The sequence below is a fragment of the Maribacter spongiae genome (assembly GCF_047345125.1).
Taxonomy (GTDB): Bacteria; Bacteroidota; Bacteroidia; order Flavobacteriales; family Flavobacteriaceae; genus Maribacter.
Window position 1 is genome coordinate 122992 of record NZ_JBLFEQ010000005.1, and the last position, 15021, is coordinate 138012.

The window sequence follows — 15021 nt, forward strand, 5'->3', positions numbered from 1 at the left end:
CTAACTCAAAATTCGAAAGTGAAGAATTTGTTTCTTCATTCGATAAAAGCCTGTTGTTTAAAAATTTAACGTAACATATTCAACTTTATTGCATGAATTGTTAAAAAATAATTTAATCTTGAAGAGCAAATACCTTTTGTAACAAGGCTGTAGTTCTGGATGAAATTTTGGTTCTTATTTCTTTTTCTTCAACCGCAATCATCGTGTACACTCCATCCAACGCTTTATTGGTGACATAATCCGTTAAATCAGGATTTACATTGGCCGTTAAAGGAATGGAATTGTATTTATTGATCAGAGAGCTCCAGATTTTATCCGCTCCTACTTTTCTAAATGAAGATTTTATAACGGGATTGAACTTGTTGTATAGTTCAGTCTTTGTTGTTTGGGTCAAATAAGTTGTCGCCGCATTATCCGTTCCCAATAAGATGGATTTTGCATCATTAAAGGTAATGCCCTTTATGGCATTAATAAATATAGGTGTAGCTTCCGATACGGCATTTTCTGCCGCTCTATTCAATACTTTTAAACCTTCATCGGCTAAATTGCCTAGGCCAATATCCCGTAACGTTTTGTCCACTTTTTGAAGTTCCTCCGGTAAAAGGATCTTTACAAGTTGATTCTTGTAAAAACCGTCCGTTTGGGTAAGTTTGCCAACTTGTTTGTCAATCCCATTATTTAGGGCGGCCCTAAGACCATTGGCGATTTCTTCGTTTCCGAGTGTTGTTCCGTTGGGTAGTTGATTTACTACCTGTTGTAGTTCGGCACAGGATAACAATGTCAACATCATGAAAAATGTGCCGACCGATTTGATTATCTTCATAATTTAATCAATTGATTTATTATAGATGTTACGAGAAAATTATGGTTTTATTGTTATAAACCATGGTTTTTCTATGTAGATGCAATTTAACGGCTCTTGAAAGGACTATTTTTTCCAAATCCCGGCCTTTGTTTATAAAATCCGAAATGGCATGATTGTGGGAAACCGTGGTAACATCTTGTTCTATAATGGGACCGGCATCCAATTCTTCCGTAACATAATGACTGGTGGCTCCAATTATCTTTACCCCTCGGTCAAAAGCGGCATGATATGGTTTTGCCCCTGCAAATGCGGGCAGGAAGGAATGATGAATATTGATAATCTTGTTGGTAAAGTTATTGATCAAGCGTTCACCCACTATTTGCATATATCTGGCCAGAACAATAAAATCTACCTTGTGGCTTTCCAAAAGTTCCAATTGCCGCTGTTCTGCTTCCTCTTTTATTTCCTTTGTAAAGGGAATATGATAAAAAGGGATATCGAATTGTTCCGCAATATATCTTAAATCAGGATGGTTGCTCAGAATAAAAGGTATTTCAACATGGAGTTCCCCGGAGTAGAACCGACTTAATATATCATAAAGGCAATGGTTGTATTTAGATACGAAAAGAGCCATTTTTGGCCGTATATTATCAATGTAAAGACTCCATTTCATGTTATAGGACATCGCCAGTTCCTTTTGGAATCTTTGTTTGAAAACTCCGGGATCAAACATTTCCGAATTAAATTCACTTTCCAGACGCATAAAAAAAACATCTGCCGATTTGTCCACATGTTGGTCCAAATAAACAATGTTCCCGTTCGCCGAATGAATAAAACTAGTTACCGAACTAATGATGCCGGGCTGATCCGGGCAATTGATAAGGATGGTTGTTTTCAAAGGGATGCATTTAAAGCATCAAAAATAATCTATATTGGGAAAGTTTGGACAAAAGATACTGTTTTTAAAATCTCAAGTAAAAAATAACTTAACCTATGGAGAGTTTCCATTTTGAATAGTGCCGTCTAAAACTTCTGATTTCTTTTCTTAATAAGTGGATATATTCTATTTCTTTTACCCCATCCTTTTCCAGTCCTAAACAGTAGGAATTTATATTCCTGATCATAATATTGATGAAAGTAACCTGTTTCATACGATCAGAATTTGATTTAGAAGATTCCACTTCCGCAATTTTTTGGGGAATAAGAATGGCATCCGTTAGTAAGGAATTCGCTATAATATCCCTTAAACTATTCGATTCGTATAGTCTAAGCAAATCTTTATTGAAAGAAACGTAAGAAGCTATTTCCCTGCTCATCGTACAGAGTTCCAGTGCCTTTCTATAAATAGGAATATGTCTTAAATTTCGACGGGACATTCTTTTTCAATTAGCAATATAAAGTTACTAAGTAATATTTATGTTTAACTTTTGAAACAAAAGATAATTTGTATATTGACCTTTGAAATAAAAATATTAAAACAAAAATATTTTGAATCCAAAATTAGATGAGATTAATTGGAAAATACTTAAGAAACTACAGGGTAATGCCAGGGAATCTTTTGCGAATATAGGACGTTCTATAGGCCTTACGGCCCCAGCAGTAGCGGAACGCGTGAAAAAGATGGAAGATACGGGCGTTCTCATGGGATATAAGGCCATGGTTTCCCATGCGCTTACCGGTCACCAGTTAAAGGCAATAATTACTTTAAGGGCATTTATGGGGAAATTAAAGCCCTTTTTGGCCATGGTAAACGATTTGGACGAGGTGGTAAACTGCTATCGCATTACCGGTAATGAAAATATAGTTATGGAAGTGGTCTTGAAAGACCAGTTTCATCTAGAAAAATTTATTGATAAGCTTATACAATATGGAGAGACAAGAACCCATATCGTATTATCCCACGTTATTAAAAATGCGCCTATACATAAAGTTAAAATTGTATAATCGGTTTTTATCGGAAGGGATATTTGGCTAGATTGAGGTTTGTTAAAAGAGGATAATGGCTTTTGTTGGAAATTAACAATTTGGCCGGATTTTTGATAAGACTTTAGACATGAGAAAAACAATATCCTTTCTATTTTTTGCTATTTCCTTGATGACCTTGGCCCAAGAGCGCAGGTTGGTCAAGGGGGTTATCACGGATAACGTGGTCGTTACCGATTCTACGACCGAGACCTTTGCACTTTATTTGCCTCGTAATTTTGAAATGGCCCGGGCATGGCCCATTGTATTTGTTTTTGATATGGACGGGAAGGGCAAGCAGGCAATTTCCATGTTCAAAGAAGCCGCAGAGGAAGAGGGGTATATTTTGGCCGGTTCCAATAATACGAATGACAGCCTTACGCTTTCCCAAAATGTTTTGGTCGCTAAAAGAATGTTCAATGAGGTTTTTGAAATCCTGCCCATTGGAAAAAACAGGAGTTATACGGCAGGATTTTCGGACGGTGCCAGATTCGCTTCCGTAATCCCGAATTTCATAAGGGATATTTCGGGCGTGATTTCCTGTGGCGCGTCCATTGGCAATGTAGAAATTCTAAATGCTAAAAGGCCATTTCATTTTATAGGTGTGGTCGGAAGATCGGATTATAATTATATCGATTTGCGCTCAAGGCAGAATGTTCTGAACAAGTTAAGATTTCCCAACCAACTGGTTTTGTTCGAAGGAGGGAGTGCATGGCCTTCTAAAAGAGAATTGGCCACTGCCCTGAAGCTATTTTCCCTTAACGCAATGGCCAAAGGTGTAGAAAAGAGGGATGATGACTTTGTTTCCAGTTCCTATACCGATCTGCTGACCAAGGCCAATACCTTTTTAACGGAAGGAAATCCTTTGTTGTCGGATTATTTACTATCCGATATGATCAAAATATATCATCCTCTCCGGAACACGGATTCATTAAAGGTCACGCAAAAGGCATTGCGCAGAAGTAAATCCTTTAGGACAAATAAGAGAATCCAGAACAATTACTTTTTAAAAGAGACTTTTACAAGGGATGATTATAGCTATTACCTGGAAGAAGATGTTATAACGTATAACTATAATAACTTAGGGTGGTGGAATTACCAAATGTCCGAACTTCGTAAGATAGAAAAAAGCAATAATCCCTTTGAAAAAAGGATGGGCAAAAGATTATGTGGTTATTTGAATGCGCTTATAGAGGACAATATTGATATAATCACTGCCGAAAAAGTCGTGGATAATGAAGCGTTGAATTTTTTATTTATGCTCAAAACGATTACCGACCCCATGAATTATCAATATTACTTTAAAATTATTTCCAATAGCTGTAAGATAGAGGATTACGGTACGGCCTTATTTTATTTGGAAGAATTGTTAAAAAAAGGTTACAAAGATAAATCGAAACTATATTCCCTTGAAGATGCCGCCTTGTTTAGGATTACTCCGGAATTTAATGCGCTTATTGATAAATATTTAGAAAGGTGATATTGTTTCCGGTTGAGAAATAAGGTGGAATATTTAGTAGGTTGAATATCGAATACGGAAATGGTTAAATTTTATTTTTTGTTGTAAAATGTTGCAAATGAAAATAGTGTCACAAATTTTAGTTTTGATTTTTCTTGTTTTGACGGGTTGTAAGGGCGAAAAAAAATACCATGATGTAAAGACCAAAAATGCCCTAGTGCAAAAAGATAAAAGAATAACCGATATCTTGGAGTTTCAGAATACATTGAATTTGGAATTTAAAGATTCGGAAACTTCGCCTTTGCCCGATAGGTTTCGGAAAGATTTTGAAAGTTTGGAATTTTTCGCCCCGGATACAAATTATATAGTTCGAGCGAAATTCAATAGAACACCTGATGCCGTTCCTTTTTTAATGCCGACCACCACGGACCGGGAATCCGAGGAAGTTGTCTATGGAACGGTACATTTTAGTTTAAACGATAACAACTATACTTTGGAAATTTACCAAAACCCGGAATTGGTGCTTCAGGAGAAATATAAGAATTATCTTTTCCTGCCTTTTACCGATAAAACCAACGGTTATATGACTTATGACGGAGGCCGTTATTTAGATTTGGAAATTCCCCAAGGTGATGTCATTGTTTTGGATTTTAATAAAGCATATAACCCCTATTGTGCGTACAATAAGAAATATTCATGTCCCTTGGTGCCACCTGTTAACCATATAGAAACTAAGATTAGTGCAGGAGTCAAATCGTTTAAACCTAACGGATAATAAAAATACCCGATAATACATATCGGGTATTTTGTGTTTGATTCAATACACTTTGTTGGCTCCTTAAAAAGAATAGATGGCCGCTACTAAAAAGCTGGAGAGGCTTTTTTGTGCATTTAGGTCGCTGTTCAAAAAGTTTCCGGACTCATCTGAAGCGCTATCCAATCGCAATTCCGGTTTTATCGTTAAATCACCAATAGTGGCACTTCCGGTTAAGGTAATGGCAAAAACACTGGCATCACCTTCGACATTGGAGGCATTGATCGCTCCAAAAAAATCGGTTTCCATAAAATACTCGCTCCTTAGACCAATAGTGAAATTCCTTGAAGCGGTCAATTGTGGATAAATGGCCACTCCTGCAAAGCTTCCCGCACCGTCTCCATCAAAATAAGCTGCGTTCAAGCCCAGATAAAATGAATCGGATAGGTCAAGTCCTCCGGTATAATCAATTTCATAGGCCCCGTTATCTATCAATAGATTTAAATATTGTCCGCCATATCCCAATTGTACGCCATAGGCATATTTGCCGTCTAAATTGAGTTCCGTTACATCGGTACGGTTCATAACGGCCAACATCAAACTAAAATCTTCGGATAAGGTGAAATCCGCCTTTAATCCGGTATGTGAGAAAGGCCCATAAGAAAACAAATAAGAAGTACTGTAATTAAAATTTCCCGATGGGGAAATCACTTCATACCCCAAAAAGGTATTAAAATTTCCAAAAGTCAATTTTATATCATCGCTTACGTTCCAGTAGGCGTATAATTGGTTGACAATGTTTCCGGTGGCCGAATATATTGGGGAAGCAAAAATGGCATCCGTACCTCTAGGCCCAAAAACCAAATCGGCCACAAAGCCTACATCATCACCTTCATATCCCGCTACAATATTTGCCATGCCCAGGGCAAAACCCGGTAGATTGGCAAACGAACTTCCCGGGGCGGCATTTGGAATTCCGTCGGGAGCGGTATTATCGCCATTTAGGTTTGCCCTAAAATAAGCGTCGATAGAACCATTAAAAGAGAATTTAGAGGTCTTTTGTTCTTCTTCCTGTGCGATCAAAGCAACAGATAAAAAGAACAATAATGTTGAAATAAATAGATTTTTTACGAATTTTGTATAGATAATCGTTTTCATGAATTTAGATTTTAAATCCTTATAGGATGGTTTAGATGACTGATTTAAATTTTTTTGGAAAGATTATGTAACGGAGCGTTCTGCCAAACGCTCCGTTTTTATTTCCTATTTATTAATGTTGGTTCATTCTAAAGTCTGCATAAGCATCCATTCCGTGTTCGTGAATGTCCAGACCTTCCAATTCTTCTTGTTTGGAGACTCTTAGCCCTAAGGTAGCCTTTAGGACTCCCAGTATGATTCCCGAAGTAACTATGCAGAATACCCCAACAATAAGTACGCCGTATAATTGTGCCATAAACTGCCCTCCACCGGCTTTTGCACCAAAAATGCCTACGGCCAATGTTCCCCAAATACCACATATGAGGTGAACGGTCACCGCACCAACAGGGTCGTCTAGTTTCAACTTATCGATCAGGGCTATCCCAAGAACAATGATGATGCCCGCCAATAAACCAATAACTACGGCCTCATTAGGGGACATTAGATCTGCTCCTGCGGTAATACCGACCAATCCGCCCAGGATTCCGTTCAAGAACATGGTCAGGTCCAGATTTTTATAAAGAATGGTGGAGAGTACAAAAGCACCAAAACCACCTGCTGCGGCCGCTAAACTTGTAGTGACCAGTACCAGGGATGTTAGTTCTGGGTCTGCAGAAAGTACTGAACCTCCATTAAATCCAAACCATCCTAGCCATAGGATAAGTACCCCCGCGGCCGCCATTGGGATATTATGCCCCGGTATTGCCTTGGGTTTACCATCACTTCCAAATTTTCCAATTCTGGCACCAAGCAGGGTAATGGCGACCAAAGCGGCCCATCCACCTACAGAGTGTACCAAAGTGGATCCGGCAAAATCATAGAACCCCCAAGAATCCAGAAATCCACCACCCCATTTCCATGCGCCTACAATAGGGTATATAAGCCCTACATAGATAACCGTAAAAATCATGAAGGAACCTATTTTGATACGCTCCGCAACAGCTCCTGAAACGATAGTGGCCGCAGTTGCTGCGAACATTCCTTGAAAAAGGAAATCTGTCCACCAGGTATATCCACCATCGGCATAGTCGGGAGTCATTCCTCCTTCGGGAGCGGTAATACCAAACCCTGCAAACTTCAATATTCCCAAGTCCCCGTTTTCGAACCCTGGGTACATTAGGTTAAATCCAAAGGCGTAATAAAGCAATAGCCCTCCGGTGATAATGAACGTATTTTTAAATAATATGTTGATCGTGTTCTTTTGTCTGGTCAAGCCTATCTCCAAAAAGGCAAAACCCGTGTGCATAAAAAATACCAATGCAGTGGCGAACATCATCCATGCATTATTGGCCGTAAATAATCCTGTGTCCATACTATGAATTTTGGTTAGTTGTTTAATTAATACCTGCGTGTCCGCTTTCTTTGGTTCTTATTCGGTAAGCTTCTATCACGTCAGAAACAAATATTTTACCGTCCCCTACATTGCCCGAATAGGCGGATTCCAATATGGAATTGACGGTTCTTTCCAAAAATTCATCCGATACTACAATGGATAAATACCTTCTCTGAATATCCGTTGTGCTATAGGAGATTCCGCGATATACATGGCCCTGTTTTTCATTTCCGACCCCGGTCACATCCCAATAGCTAAAAAAGTTTACTTCTATTTGATGCAATGCCTCCTTAACATCATCAAACTTTGATTTTCTGATAATTGCCTCGATTTTTTTCATTTTGTAAATTGGTTTATAAATCAAATATATAATATTGAGTATAATGCCCTAATAATTTTAGGGGTATAAACTTTATTTTTATTGTTATTGTAATTTATACCCTGTTAAATTATGGGTTCTGGATAACAAATATGATAATTTTGAGATATTCTTTATCTGAAATTTAGAACAACGGGGAATATTGGGAATCATTGAAAAACTGAATCAAAATGGTAAAAGTTTTGAACGGAATAAGAGAGGTCAGGGAAATCGAATCGGGGAATTGTAATATAAACGAAAGAAAACCCGAAGTATGTAGGTTATAACAATCGACAGATGTATAATCCAAGTGACACGGCAAGAATACCTATTGCAATACTGGAAATGGCGTGGAAGGAAAAATAGAAAAGGTTGGTTTCCTTTAATAAGAGATGTCCCTCTAAGGCAAAAGTGGAGAAAGTAGTAAACCCTCCGCAGAAACCGGTGGCCAACAATAAGGTTTGATTTTGGCCAATGAGGTTGTTTTTAAGGGACAGTCCTAAAAGCAGGCCAATAAGCAGACAGCCTATAATATTGACCAAAAATGTACCTAGGTAAAAATTAGAATAATAAGTGTTAAGGGATTTGGATATCCAATAGCGAAGTACACTACCAATGCCGCCACCGAAGAATACAAGTAAAAATGGTTTCATACCTTATAAAGGTAAAAAACTAAACCGCTTTTTTGTAATCGGGTGTGCTTAAATCCAAGGGATAGATAACAGAAGTAGATTTTTCCGATACTTTCTGTTTGGTCTTTTTGGTAACGTTTCGCATGCTAACGATCATCATGACAGCGTTTACCCCTATTAAAACAAGAAAAATTGTAAAAAAAGTTATCATAAAATTTATTGCCCCGTTGATATAGATGAATAACGCAAAATTACGGTGTTTGGTATATTATACGTTGAAAAAAGGGGTTTTGTTGTGAATCCCTTCATTTTTGTGGTGTGCGTAAAATTTTGGCTATTCTTTAAGGAAATATTTAATAAGAAAGAGGATTATCAAGAATGTCGTAAAGAATATTCCTACCCATATGACACCTTTATAATTGCGTTGGTGCAGTTTTAAATCTTTTTTATATGAAAAAACGATTATTACGAAGAAGGAAAGGGCAAAAAGTACCGCAAAAATGATTTGTCCAGTGCTGAACATAAATTGTAGTTTTGCGCAAAGCTAAAAGAAAAAAGATAGAGTTAAAATGAAAAACAAAATTGAAGCGGTAAAGTTGTTCCATGAATCTTTTGGATTAGGTGTGTCCGATAAAATGAAAGCAGATTTGGGCGAAGCAAAGAATAATTTGAGATATAATTTGATGGATGAAGAGAACAGCGAATATTTAGAAGCCGCAAGAAATAATGATATGGTAGAAGTTGCGGATGCCTTGGGGGATATGCTCTACATTCTGTGTGGAACTATTCTGGAGCATGGTATGCAATATAAGATCGAAGAAGTATTCAATGAAATTCAACGCAGCAATATGAGCAAGTTGGGAGCGGACGGAAAACCTATTTACAGGGAAGATGGTAAAGTCCTGAAAGGCCCTTATTATTTTAAACCTAATATTGCCGCTATATTGGATAAATAAAAAAGAGGCCGTACGGCCTCTTTTTTATTTTGAAACTTTAAATCGCCATCCGTAAGGGTCTTTGGCCTTATTGTATTGTATATCCGTAATGATTTTTTTCAGTTTGCCCGCATAATCGTTCTCCAATTCGGGTAGGTCATAATCCGTTCCCTGGTGACCAAAGGTCGCAATGGGGGAGATTACCGCAGCGGTACCCGCACCGAACATTTCCTTAAGGCTTCCATTTTTAGCGGCCTCGACAACTTCGGTAACACTGATCTTGCGAACTTCAGTTGAAATCCCCTGGTCTTTGGCGATTTCCAAGATGCTCTTACGAGTAATACCGTCTAAGATCCTATCACTCGTAGGGCCTGTAATTAAGGTGTCCCCGATTCTGATAAAGATATTCATGGCTCCGGCCTCCTCTATATATTCATGATCGGTATCATCTGTCCATATGACCTGACTATAGCCTTTATCAACGGCAAGTTGTGTCGGGTAAAATTGTCCGGCATAATTTCCACCTGCCTTTGCATAACCAACACCGCCATTGGCAGAACGCGAATACGTTTCTTCGATCAAGACTTTTACCTTGCCCGAAAAATAAGACCCTGATGGTGCACAGGCTATAATAAACTTGTATTCATCTGCGGGAGAAGCGTGGAACCCTTTTCCAGATGCAAATACAAATGGTCTGATGTATAGTGAACTACCGGATTTTTTTGGTATGAAGGCCTCGTCCAATTGCAAAAGTGTAATAAGCCCATCCATAAAATGCTCCTCAGGAAGTTCGGGAATGGCCATTCGTTTTGCTGAGATATTCAAACGTTTGCAGTTATCCAAAGGTCTGAACAGGAAAACATCTTCATTTTCGTCCTTATAAGCTTTCATCCCTTCAAAAATAGATTGTCCGTAATGAAAGATCTTTGAAGATGGATCTAATGTTATGGATTGGTAAGGTACAATTTTAGGGGTTTCCCATGCACCGTTTTTATAATCGCATACCAACATATGATCCGTGAAGACAGAACCAAAGGCCAGATTGTCAAAATCTATTTGGTCAATTTTAGATGTTTCCGCCTTTTCAACAATAATGTTTTTGGTAGTGATGCTCATCAGAATCAATTTAAGAGAATAAAATTAATCAAATATCCTAATCGCCCCTTCTTTTTTAGTTTAAAAATGCCCAGTTTTGTAATGGGATCGAGATTTTTATCGGATATGAAAAATTTTAACATTTTGCTTGTGATTATTATGATGGTTTTTTCATGCCGGGGACAGGGCAAGGAGGTTACTAAGGTGCTAGCAGATACAGAATACACTTCCTTTGGTGCTAAAATAGATTTGGAGAATGTTCAAAATGATAATCAAATCCGGGAAACCTATAAAATGTTGACCCCGACAGATACTATTGCCGTCAAATTTATAGCTCGGGTTGAGGAGGTTTGCAAAGTCAAAGGCTGTTGGATGAAATTGAAGTTATCCAATGATGAGGAAGTTATGGTGCGATTTAAGGATTATGGCTTTTTTGTTCCAACAGATATAAAGGGGAAACAAGTAGCGGTCAATGGTATGGCCTTTATAAATGAAATGAGTGTGAATGTTCAAAAACACTATGCCCAAGATGAGGGTAAATCTGATGAAGAAATTGCCAGGATTACCCTGCCAAAACGTATTTATGGTTTTGATGCGGATGGTGTCTTGCTAAAAAATTGATTTGAAAAGGGAAATCATTACTACGGCCGATGGCTCCAAGACCATTCAAATAACGGATTGGAATGAGCAATACCATTCAAAACATGGAGCGGTGCAAGAAGCCTACCATGTTTTTATCTCTAACGGGCTCGATCTTTTCAAAAACAAAAAAGTAAACCTGTTGGAGATTGGCTTTGGAACTGGCCTTAATGCATTGATTACCTTAATGGAAGGGGAAAAAAGAAATCTAGAAATATATTATAAAGGGGTAGAGGCGTATCCCGTTTCGTTAAAAGAAATAGAGGAACTCGATTACCTTTCGGCATTGGACGGAGTGGATGTAAAGGATGGATTCAAAAAAATGCACGATTCCCATTGGCAAGAAGAAGTTAAAATAAACTCTTCGTTCACTTTGTTTAAGGATAAAAGAGATTTTAAGCGGATTGCCGACCAAAATTTATTCGACCTTATTTATTTCGATGCCTTTGGTGCCAGGGTTCAACCGGAACTATGGACGGTAACTATTTTCGAAAAAATGTTCAAGGCCTTACGAGTGGGAGGATATTTGGTAACATATGCGGCAAAAGGCAGCGTTAGAAGAGCAATGCAGGAAGTCGGATTTTTGGTGGAACGACTTCCCGGACCACCCGGCAAGCGTGAAATGTTACGTGCCAGAAAACCTATCTAGAGATCAGGAATAATATATTCACCAATGGTATGACATTCCTAATACTATGCCAAAACTTTAAGCGGTACTGTTAAATCCGAATTAAACCATATAGGTAGCATCCTCAAAACCAATATCTTTGAAGCATGAAAGTGTTGATTACAGGTGCTACGGGATTAATTGGGGAGGAATTGGTGAAGTTGTACCATGAAAAGGGGCATGCGGTAAACTACTTGACCAGTAGCAAGAAAAAACTGGTTTCCAAGGATAATTATAAAGGTTTTTATTGGAACCCGGGGAATAATGAAATAGATATGTCATGTTTTAAAGACGTATCCGTGATCATAAACCTTGCCGGTGCGAATATTTCAAAGCGATGGACGCCCAAGTATAAAAAAAAGGTCCTCAAAAGCAGGGTCGATGCTTTAAGGTTGCTTCATATGGCCCTACGAAAGAACGGACAAAATAAGGTCAAATCATTGATTTCCGCATCGGCCATTGGTATTTATCCCGACTCGATTGAAAATTTTTACTCGGAAGAATACGATGGTGTAGACGATAGTTTTTTAGGCGATGTGGTAAAGGCCTGGGAGCAGGAAATAACTGCCTTTAATGATTTTGATTTTAAGGTTGCCCAAATACGTATTGGTCTTGTTATGGCGAATAATGGTGGGGCCTTGCCAAAAATGGCAAAACCCATTAAGAACTATGTAGGGGTGGCTTTTGGTGATGGGGAACAATGGCAATCGTGGATTCACGTTACGGATTTGGCCCGAATTTTTCTTTTCGTCGCGGAAAACCGATTGGAAGGAACTTTTAACGGTGTAGGCCCTAATCCGGTAACCCATAAAAAGTTGGTGAAAGAGATTGCCAAGGTATTGGAAAGGCCTTTAATCCTGCCCAATATCCCAAAATTTGTTATGAAACTGCTGTTGGGAGAGATGTCCTATATGCTATTCGCAAGCCAGAGAGTAAGCAGTAAGAAAATTGAGGAAGAAGGTTTTGTTTTCAATTTTCAAAATATCTGCGCTGTCCTAAAGCATATTTATGGTAAAGAAGGAGAATGTAATACGGTAAAATCAGATTTGGGCAAGGAATATACCGCGTAAATTTTGAGTATAGAATCCGATTAATTATGCGAAATCCGCAATAGGCGGATTTTTTTGTATTCTTTTGTGACATTTTGACATTTTTAAAGAATTGGCAGTACTTTTGCCACCTCAAAATCGGCGATTTAATATAAAAGCATATGAGTAATAAGAATAAGGAAGAAGAGATAGAGGAAATGGTTTCCCATGAAGAAGACGTTCTGGAAAAAGACGAACAGGAAGAGATTGGGAAAGAAATGGACGAAATGACCGAGGAAGAGCGACTTCGAGAAGATTTGGCCAAAGAAAAAGATAAGTTCTTAAGGCTTTTTGCGGAGTTTGAAAACTATAAAAAGCGTACATCCAAAGAAAGGATGGATCTTTTTAAAACGGCAGGGCAAGAAGTAATCGTTTCCCTTTTACCGGTATTGGACGATTTTGAGCGTGCATTAAAAGAGCTGTCCAAATCGGATGATAAAGAAATGTTCAAGGGGGTGGAACTTATCAATGGAAAATTAAAGGAAACTTTAAAATCCAAAGGATTGCAGGATGTAGAGGTAAAGGCGGGCGATGCTTTTGATGCAGAGGTACATAATGCAATAACACAAATTCCCGCACCTAATAAGAAGATGAAGGGAAAAGTGATCGATGTGGTCGAGAAAGGGTTTAAACTCGGAGATCGGATTATTCGTCATCCAAAAGTTGTTGTTGGAAACTAACGAACAGGTATGAAAGAAGATTATTATGACATACTCGGTGTAGGCAAAGGAGCTTCTGCAGCGGAGATAAAAAAGGCCTACAGAAAAAAAGCCCTACAATATCACCCGGACAAAAACCCCGGTGATACCAAGGCCGAGGAGATGTTCAAGAAAGCGGCGGAAGCATATGAGGTGTTGAGCGATTCCGATAAGAAGGCCAAGTACGATCAGTTTGGACATGCGGCCTTTGAAGGTGGTAATGGATTTGGCGGCGGCGGTATGAATATGGATGATATCTTCAGTCAGTTCGGCGATATTTTCGGTAGTGCTTTTGGAGGAGGAGGATTTGGTGGATTCGGAGGCTTCGGTGGAGGCCAGAGAGGCGTTAAGGGAAGTAATCTTCGTATCCGGGTAAAACTCACCTTGGATGAAATTGCAAATGGGGTCGAGAAAAAAGTAAAGGTTAGAAGAAAGATCCAAGCGGATGGGGTTACCTATAAAACCTGTACGACCTGTAACGGTCGTGGGCAGGTCACTAAAATTCAAAATACCATTTTAGGTAGAATGCAAACCGCTGCTACCTGTAGTTCTTGCGGGGGAAGCGGGCAAATATTGGATAGAAGGCCCAATGATGCCGATGCCCAAGGATTGAAGGTCGCGGAAGAGACCGTTTCCATAAACATTCCGGCCGGGGTTGAAGAAGGAATGCAGTTAAAAGTGCCCGGAAAAGGAAATGAAGCACCGGGTAATGGGGTTCCCGGGGATCTATTGGTTGCTATTGAGACCCAAGAACATGGGACCTTAAAACGGGAAGGCGATAACTTGCATTATGATCTGTACATAAGTATTTCAGAAGCCGTATTGGGTACTTCCAAAGAAATCGATGCCGTTGGGGGAAAAGTCAGGATAAAATTAGAATCGGGAATACAATCCGGTAAGATTCTACGATTACGTGGAAAGGGTATCTCCAGTTTAAACGGATACGGTAGCGGGGATTTGTTGGTGCATGTAAACGTATGGACCCCTAAAGAGCTGAACCGGGAGCAAAAAGATTTTTTTGAACGTATGCAAGGGAATGAAAACTTTGAACCCAAACCGGAAAAATCGGAAAAATCGTTTTTTGAAAAAGTCAAGGATATGTTCTCTTAAAATCGAAAAACTTTGATTTTAAATAAAAAACGTATATTTGGTTTAATATTGGGAGACCAATATTAATTTTCTTTTTCATAGCAATTTTTTTCCCATCCTTAATTCTTTAAGGGTGGGTTTTGCATTTATAATGGATTCTTGTTTTGTAAGGTAGCCATATGTGCTTAAGATAAAAAGTCAAGATGGGTTCGTTAATTCCGAAGTGGTTTTTGTTTTATGGAACAATGAGTTCTTAAGATATTTCCGATAATAAGATCAGGTTTCAAATAGCTTTTAAAACATTTCAATA

18 protein-coding genes are annotated in these 15021 nt (G+C 38.6%); 9 read left to right on the top strand and 9 right to left on the bottom strand.

The features are described from left to right. Window positions 1-112 precede the first annotated feature (112 nt). From ACKWB9_RS08635 to ACKWB9_RS08645, 3 genes are all read right to left on the bottom strand, one after another. Window positions 113-823, bottom strand: a complete 711-nt coding sequence (locus ACKWB9_RS08635; protein WP_414002611.1) for a DUF4197 domain-containing protein — start codon at window positions 821-823, stop codon at window positions 113-115. 28 nt (window positions 824-851) lie between these two features. Then, window positions 852-1703 carry a formyltetrahydrofolate deformylase gene (purU, locus tag ACKWB9_RS08640; protein ID WP_414002612.1) on the bottom strand — a complete coding sequence of 284 codons (852 nt, stop codon included), beginning with the start codon at window positions 1701-1703 and terminating at the stop codon, window positions 852-854. A gap of 88 nt (window positions 1704-1791) precedes the next feature. Next, window positions 1792-2181, bottom strand: coding sequence for a hypothetical protein (locus ACKWB9_RS08645; protein ID WP_414002613.1), 390 nt, complete (start codon window positions 2179-2181; stop codon window positions 1792-1794). 112 nt (window positions 2182-2293) lie between these two features. Here ACKWB9_RS08645 and ACKWB9_RS08650 point away from each other — a divergent pair, with 112 nt between their 5' ends. The 3 genes from ACKWB9_RS08650 (at window position 2294) to ACKWB9_RS08660 (ending at window position 5001) form a co-directional block, all read left to right on the top strand. After that, a complete protein-coding gene (locus ACKWB9_RS08650; protein WP_414002614.1) occupies window positions 2294-2749 on the top strand; it encodes an Lrp/AsnC family transcriptional regulator in 456 nt (151 codons plus the stop codon). A gap of 109 nt (window positions 2750-2858) precedes the next feature. Then, window positions 2859-4247 carry an alpha/beta hydrolase gene (locus tag ACKWB9_RS08655; protein ID WP_414002615.1) on the top strand — a complete coding sequence of 463 codons (1389 nt, stop codon included), beginning with the start codon at window positions 2859-2861 and terminating at the stop codon, window positions 4245-4247. A 97-nt stretch (window positions 4248-4344) separates the two neighbouring features. Continuing rightward, window positions 4345-5001: a DUF1684 domain-containing protein gene (locus tag ACKWB9_RS08660; RefSeq protein ID WP_414002616.1), complete on the top strand. Its 657-nt coding sequence runs from the start codon at window positions 4345-4347 to the stop codon at window positions 4999-5001. 63 nt (window positions 5002-5064) lie between these two features. Here ACKWB9_RS08660 and ACKWB9_RS08665 read toward each other — a convergent pair whose 3' ends face one another. The 5 genes from ACKWB9_RS08665 to ACKWB9_RS08685 form a co-directional block, all read right to left on the bottom strand. Next, window positions 5065-6138 carry an outer membrane beta-barrel protein gene (locus ACKWB9_RS08665; RefSeq protein WP_414002617.1) on the bottom strand — a complete coding sequence of 358 codons (1074 nt, stop codon included), beginning with the start codon at window positions 6136-6138 and terminating at the stop codon, window positions 5065-5067. Between the two features lie 112 nt (window positions 6139-6250). Further along, window positions 6251-7489, bottom strand: a complete 1239-nt coding sequence (locus tag ACKWB9_RS08670; RefSeq protein ID WP_414002618.1) for an ammonium transporter — start codon at window positions 7487-7489, stop codon at window positions 6251-6253. A gap of 22 nt (window positions 7490-7511) precedes the next feature. Beyond that, entirely contained in the window at window positions 7512-7850 is a 339-nt protein-coding gene (locus ACKWB9_RS08675) for a P-II family nitrogen regulator (RefSeq protein WP_414002619.1), read from the bottom strand. A gap of 299 nt (window positions 7851-8149) precedes the next feature. Next, window positions 8150-8521: a fluoride efflux transporter CrcB gene (crcB, locus tag ACKWB9_RS08680; protein ID WP_414002620.1), complete on the bottom strand. Its 372-nt coding sequence runs from the start codon at window positions 8519-8521 to the stop codon at window positions 8150-8152. Window positions 8522-8540: 19 nt separating this feature from the next. Beyond that, a complete protein-coding gene (locus ACKWB9_RS08685) occupies window positions 8541-8711 on the bottom strand; it encodes a hypothetical protein (protein WP_414002621.1) in 171 nt (56 codons plus the stop codon). Window positions 8712-9069: 358 nt separating this feature from the next. Between ACKWB9_RS08685 and ACKWB9_RS08690 the strand changes: the two genes are divergently transcribed. Then, a complete protein-coding gene (locus tag ACKWB9_RS08690) occupies window positions 9070-9456 on the top strand; it encodes a pyrophosphohydrolase domain-containing protein (protein ID WP_414002622.1) in 387 nt (128 codons plus the stop codon). A 24-nt stretch (window positions 9457-9480) separates the two neighbouring features. Here the strand turns inward: ACKWB9_RS08690 and ACKWB9_RS08695 are convergent, their stop codons facing one another. Next, window positions 9481-10551 carry a branched-chain amino acid aminotransferase gene (locus tag ACKWB9_RS08695; RefSeq protein WP_414002623.1) on the bottom strand — a complete coding sequence of 357 codons (1071 nt, stop codon included), beginning with the start codon at window positions 10549-10551 and terminating at the stop codon, window positions 9481-9483. A gap of 105 nt (window positions 10552-10656) precedes the next feature. Here ACKWB9_RS08695 and ACKWB9_RS08700 point away from each other — a divergent pair, with 105 nt between their 5' ends. The 5 genes from ACKWB9_RS08700 (at window position 10657) to dnaJ (ending at window position 14732) form a co-directional block, all read left to right on the top strand. Beyond that, on the top strand, window positions 10657-11151 hold the full coding sequence (locus ACKWB9_RS08700) for a DUF4920 domain-containing protein (RefSeq protein ID WP_414002624.1): 495 nt from the start codon (window positions 10657-10659) through the stop codon (window positions 11149-11151). A 1-nt stretch (window position 11152) separates the two neighbouring features. Then, a complete protein-coding gene (gene mnmC2, locus ACKWB9_RS08705; protein WP_414002625.1) occupies window positions 11153-11818 on the top strand; it encodes a tRNA (5-methylaminomethyl-2-thiouridine)(34)-methyltransferase MnmC2 in 666 nt (221 codons plus the stop codon). Between the two features lie 125 nt (window positions 11819-11943). After that, the gene (locus ACKWB9_RS08710) at window positions 11944-12906 is read left to right on the top strand and encodes a TIGR01777 family oxidoreductase (protein ID WP_414002626.1); all 963 of its coding nucleotides are present in this window, start codon (window positions 11944-11946) and stop codon (window positions 12904-12906) included. A 140-nt stretch (window positions 12907-13046) separates the two neighbouring features. Further along, window positions 13047-13604 (top strand): nucleotide exchange factor GrpE, encoded by a 558-nt coding sequence (locus ACKWB9_RS08715; RefSeq protein ID WP_414002627.1) that lies wholly within the window; start codon window positions 13047-13049, stop codon window positions 13602-13604. A gap of 9 nt (window positions 13605-13613) precedes the next feature. Then, entirely contained in the window at window positions 13614-14732 is a 1119-nt protein-coding gene (gene dnaJ, locus ACKWB9_RS08720) for a molecular chaperone DnaJ (protein WP_414002628.1), read from the top strand. Window positions 14733-15021: the final 289 nt, after the last annotated feature.

Bases quoted from the DNA above. Each gene is read 5' to 3' on its own strand.
- ACKWB9_RS08635 (WP_414002611.1), bottom strand. From the start codon at position 823: ATGAAGATAATCAAATCGGTCGGCACATTTTTCATGATGTTGACATTG.
- ACKWB9_RS08715 (WP_414002627.1), top strand. From the start codon at position 13,047: ATGAGTAATAAGAATAAGGAAGAAGAGATAGAGGAAATGGTTTCCCAT.
- ACKWB9_RS08645 (WP_414002613.1), bottom strand. From the start codon at position 2,181: ATGTCCCGTCGAAATTTAAGACATATTCCTATTTATAGAAAGGCACTG.
- ACKWB9_RS08710 (WP_414002626.1), top strand. From the start codon at position 11,944: ATGAAAGTGTTGATTACAGGTGCTACGGGATTAATTGGGGAGGAATTG.
- ACKWB9_RS08670 (WP_414002618.1), bottom strand. From the start codon at position 7,489: ATGGACACAGGATTATTTACGGCCAATAATGCATGGATGATGTTCGCC.
- ACKWB9_RS08675 (WP_414002619.1), bottom strand. From the start codon at position 7,850: ATGAAAAAAATCGAGGCAATTATCAGAAAATCAAAGTTTGATGATGTT.
- ACKWB9_RS08665 (WP_414002617.1), bottom strand. From the start codon at position 6,138: ATGAAAACGATTATCTATACAAAATTCGTAAAAAATCTATTTATTTCA.
- ACKWB9_RS08655 (WP_414002615.1), top strand. From the start codon at position 2,859: ATGAGAAAAACAATATCCTTTCTATTTTTTGCTATTTCCTTGATGACC.
- crcB (WP_414002620.1), bottom strand. From the start codon at position 8,521: ATGAAACCATTTTTACTTGTATTCTTCGGTGGCGGCATTGGTAGTGTA.
- ACKWB9_RS08685 (WP_414002621.1), bottom strand. From the start codon at position 8,711: ATGATAACTTTTTTTACAATTTTTCTTGTTTTAATAGGGGTAAACGCT.
- dnaJ (WP_414002628.1), top strand. From the start codon at position 13,614: ATGAAAGAAGATTATTATGACATACTCGGTGTAGGCAAAGGAGCTTCT.
- ACKWB9_RS08695 (WP_414002623.1), bottom strand. From the start codon at position 10,551: ATGAGCATCACTACCAAAAACATTATTGTTGAAAAGGCGGAAACATCT.
- ACKWB9_RS08690 (WP_414002622.1), top strand. From the start codon at position 9,070: ATGAAAAACAAAATTGAAGCGGTAAAGTTGTTCCATGAATCTTTTGGA.
- ACKWB9_RS08700 (WP_414002624.1), top strand. From the start codon at position 10,657: ATGAAAAATTTTAACATTTTGCTTGTGATTATTATGATGGTTTTTTCA.
- ACKWB9_RS08660 (WP_414002616.1), top strand. From the start codon at position 4,345: ATGAAAATAGTGTCACAAATTTTAGTTTTGATTTTTCTTGTTTTGACG.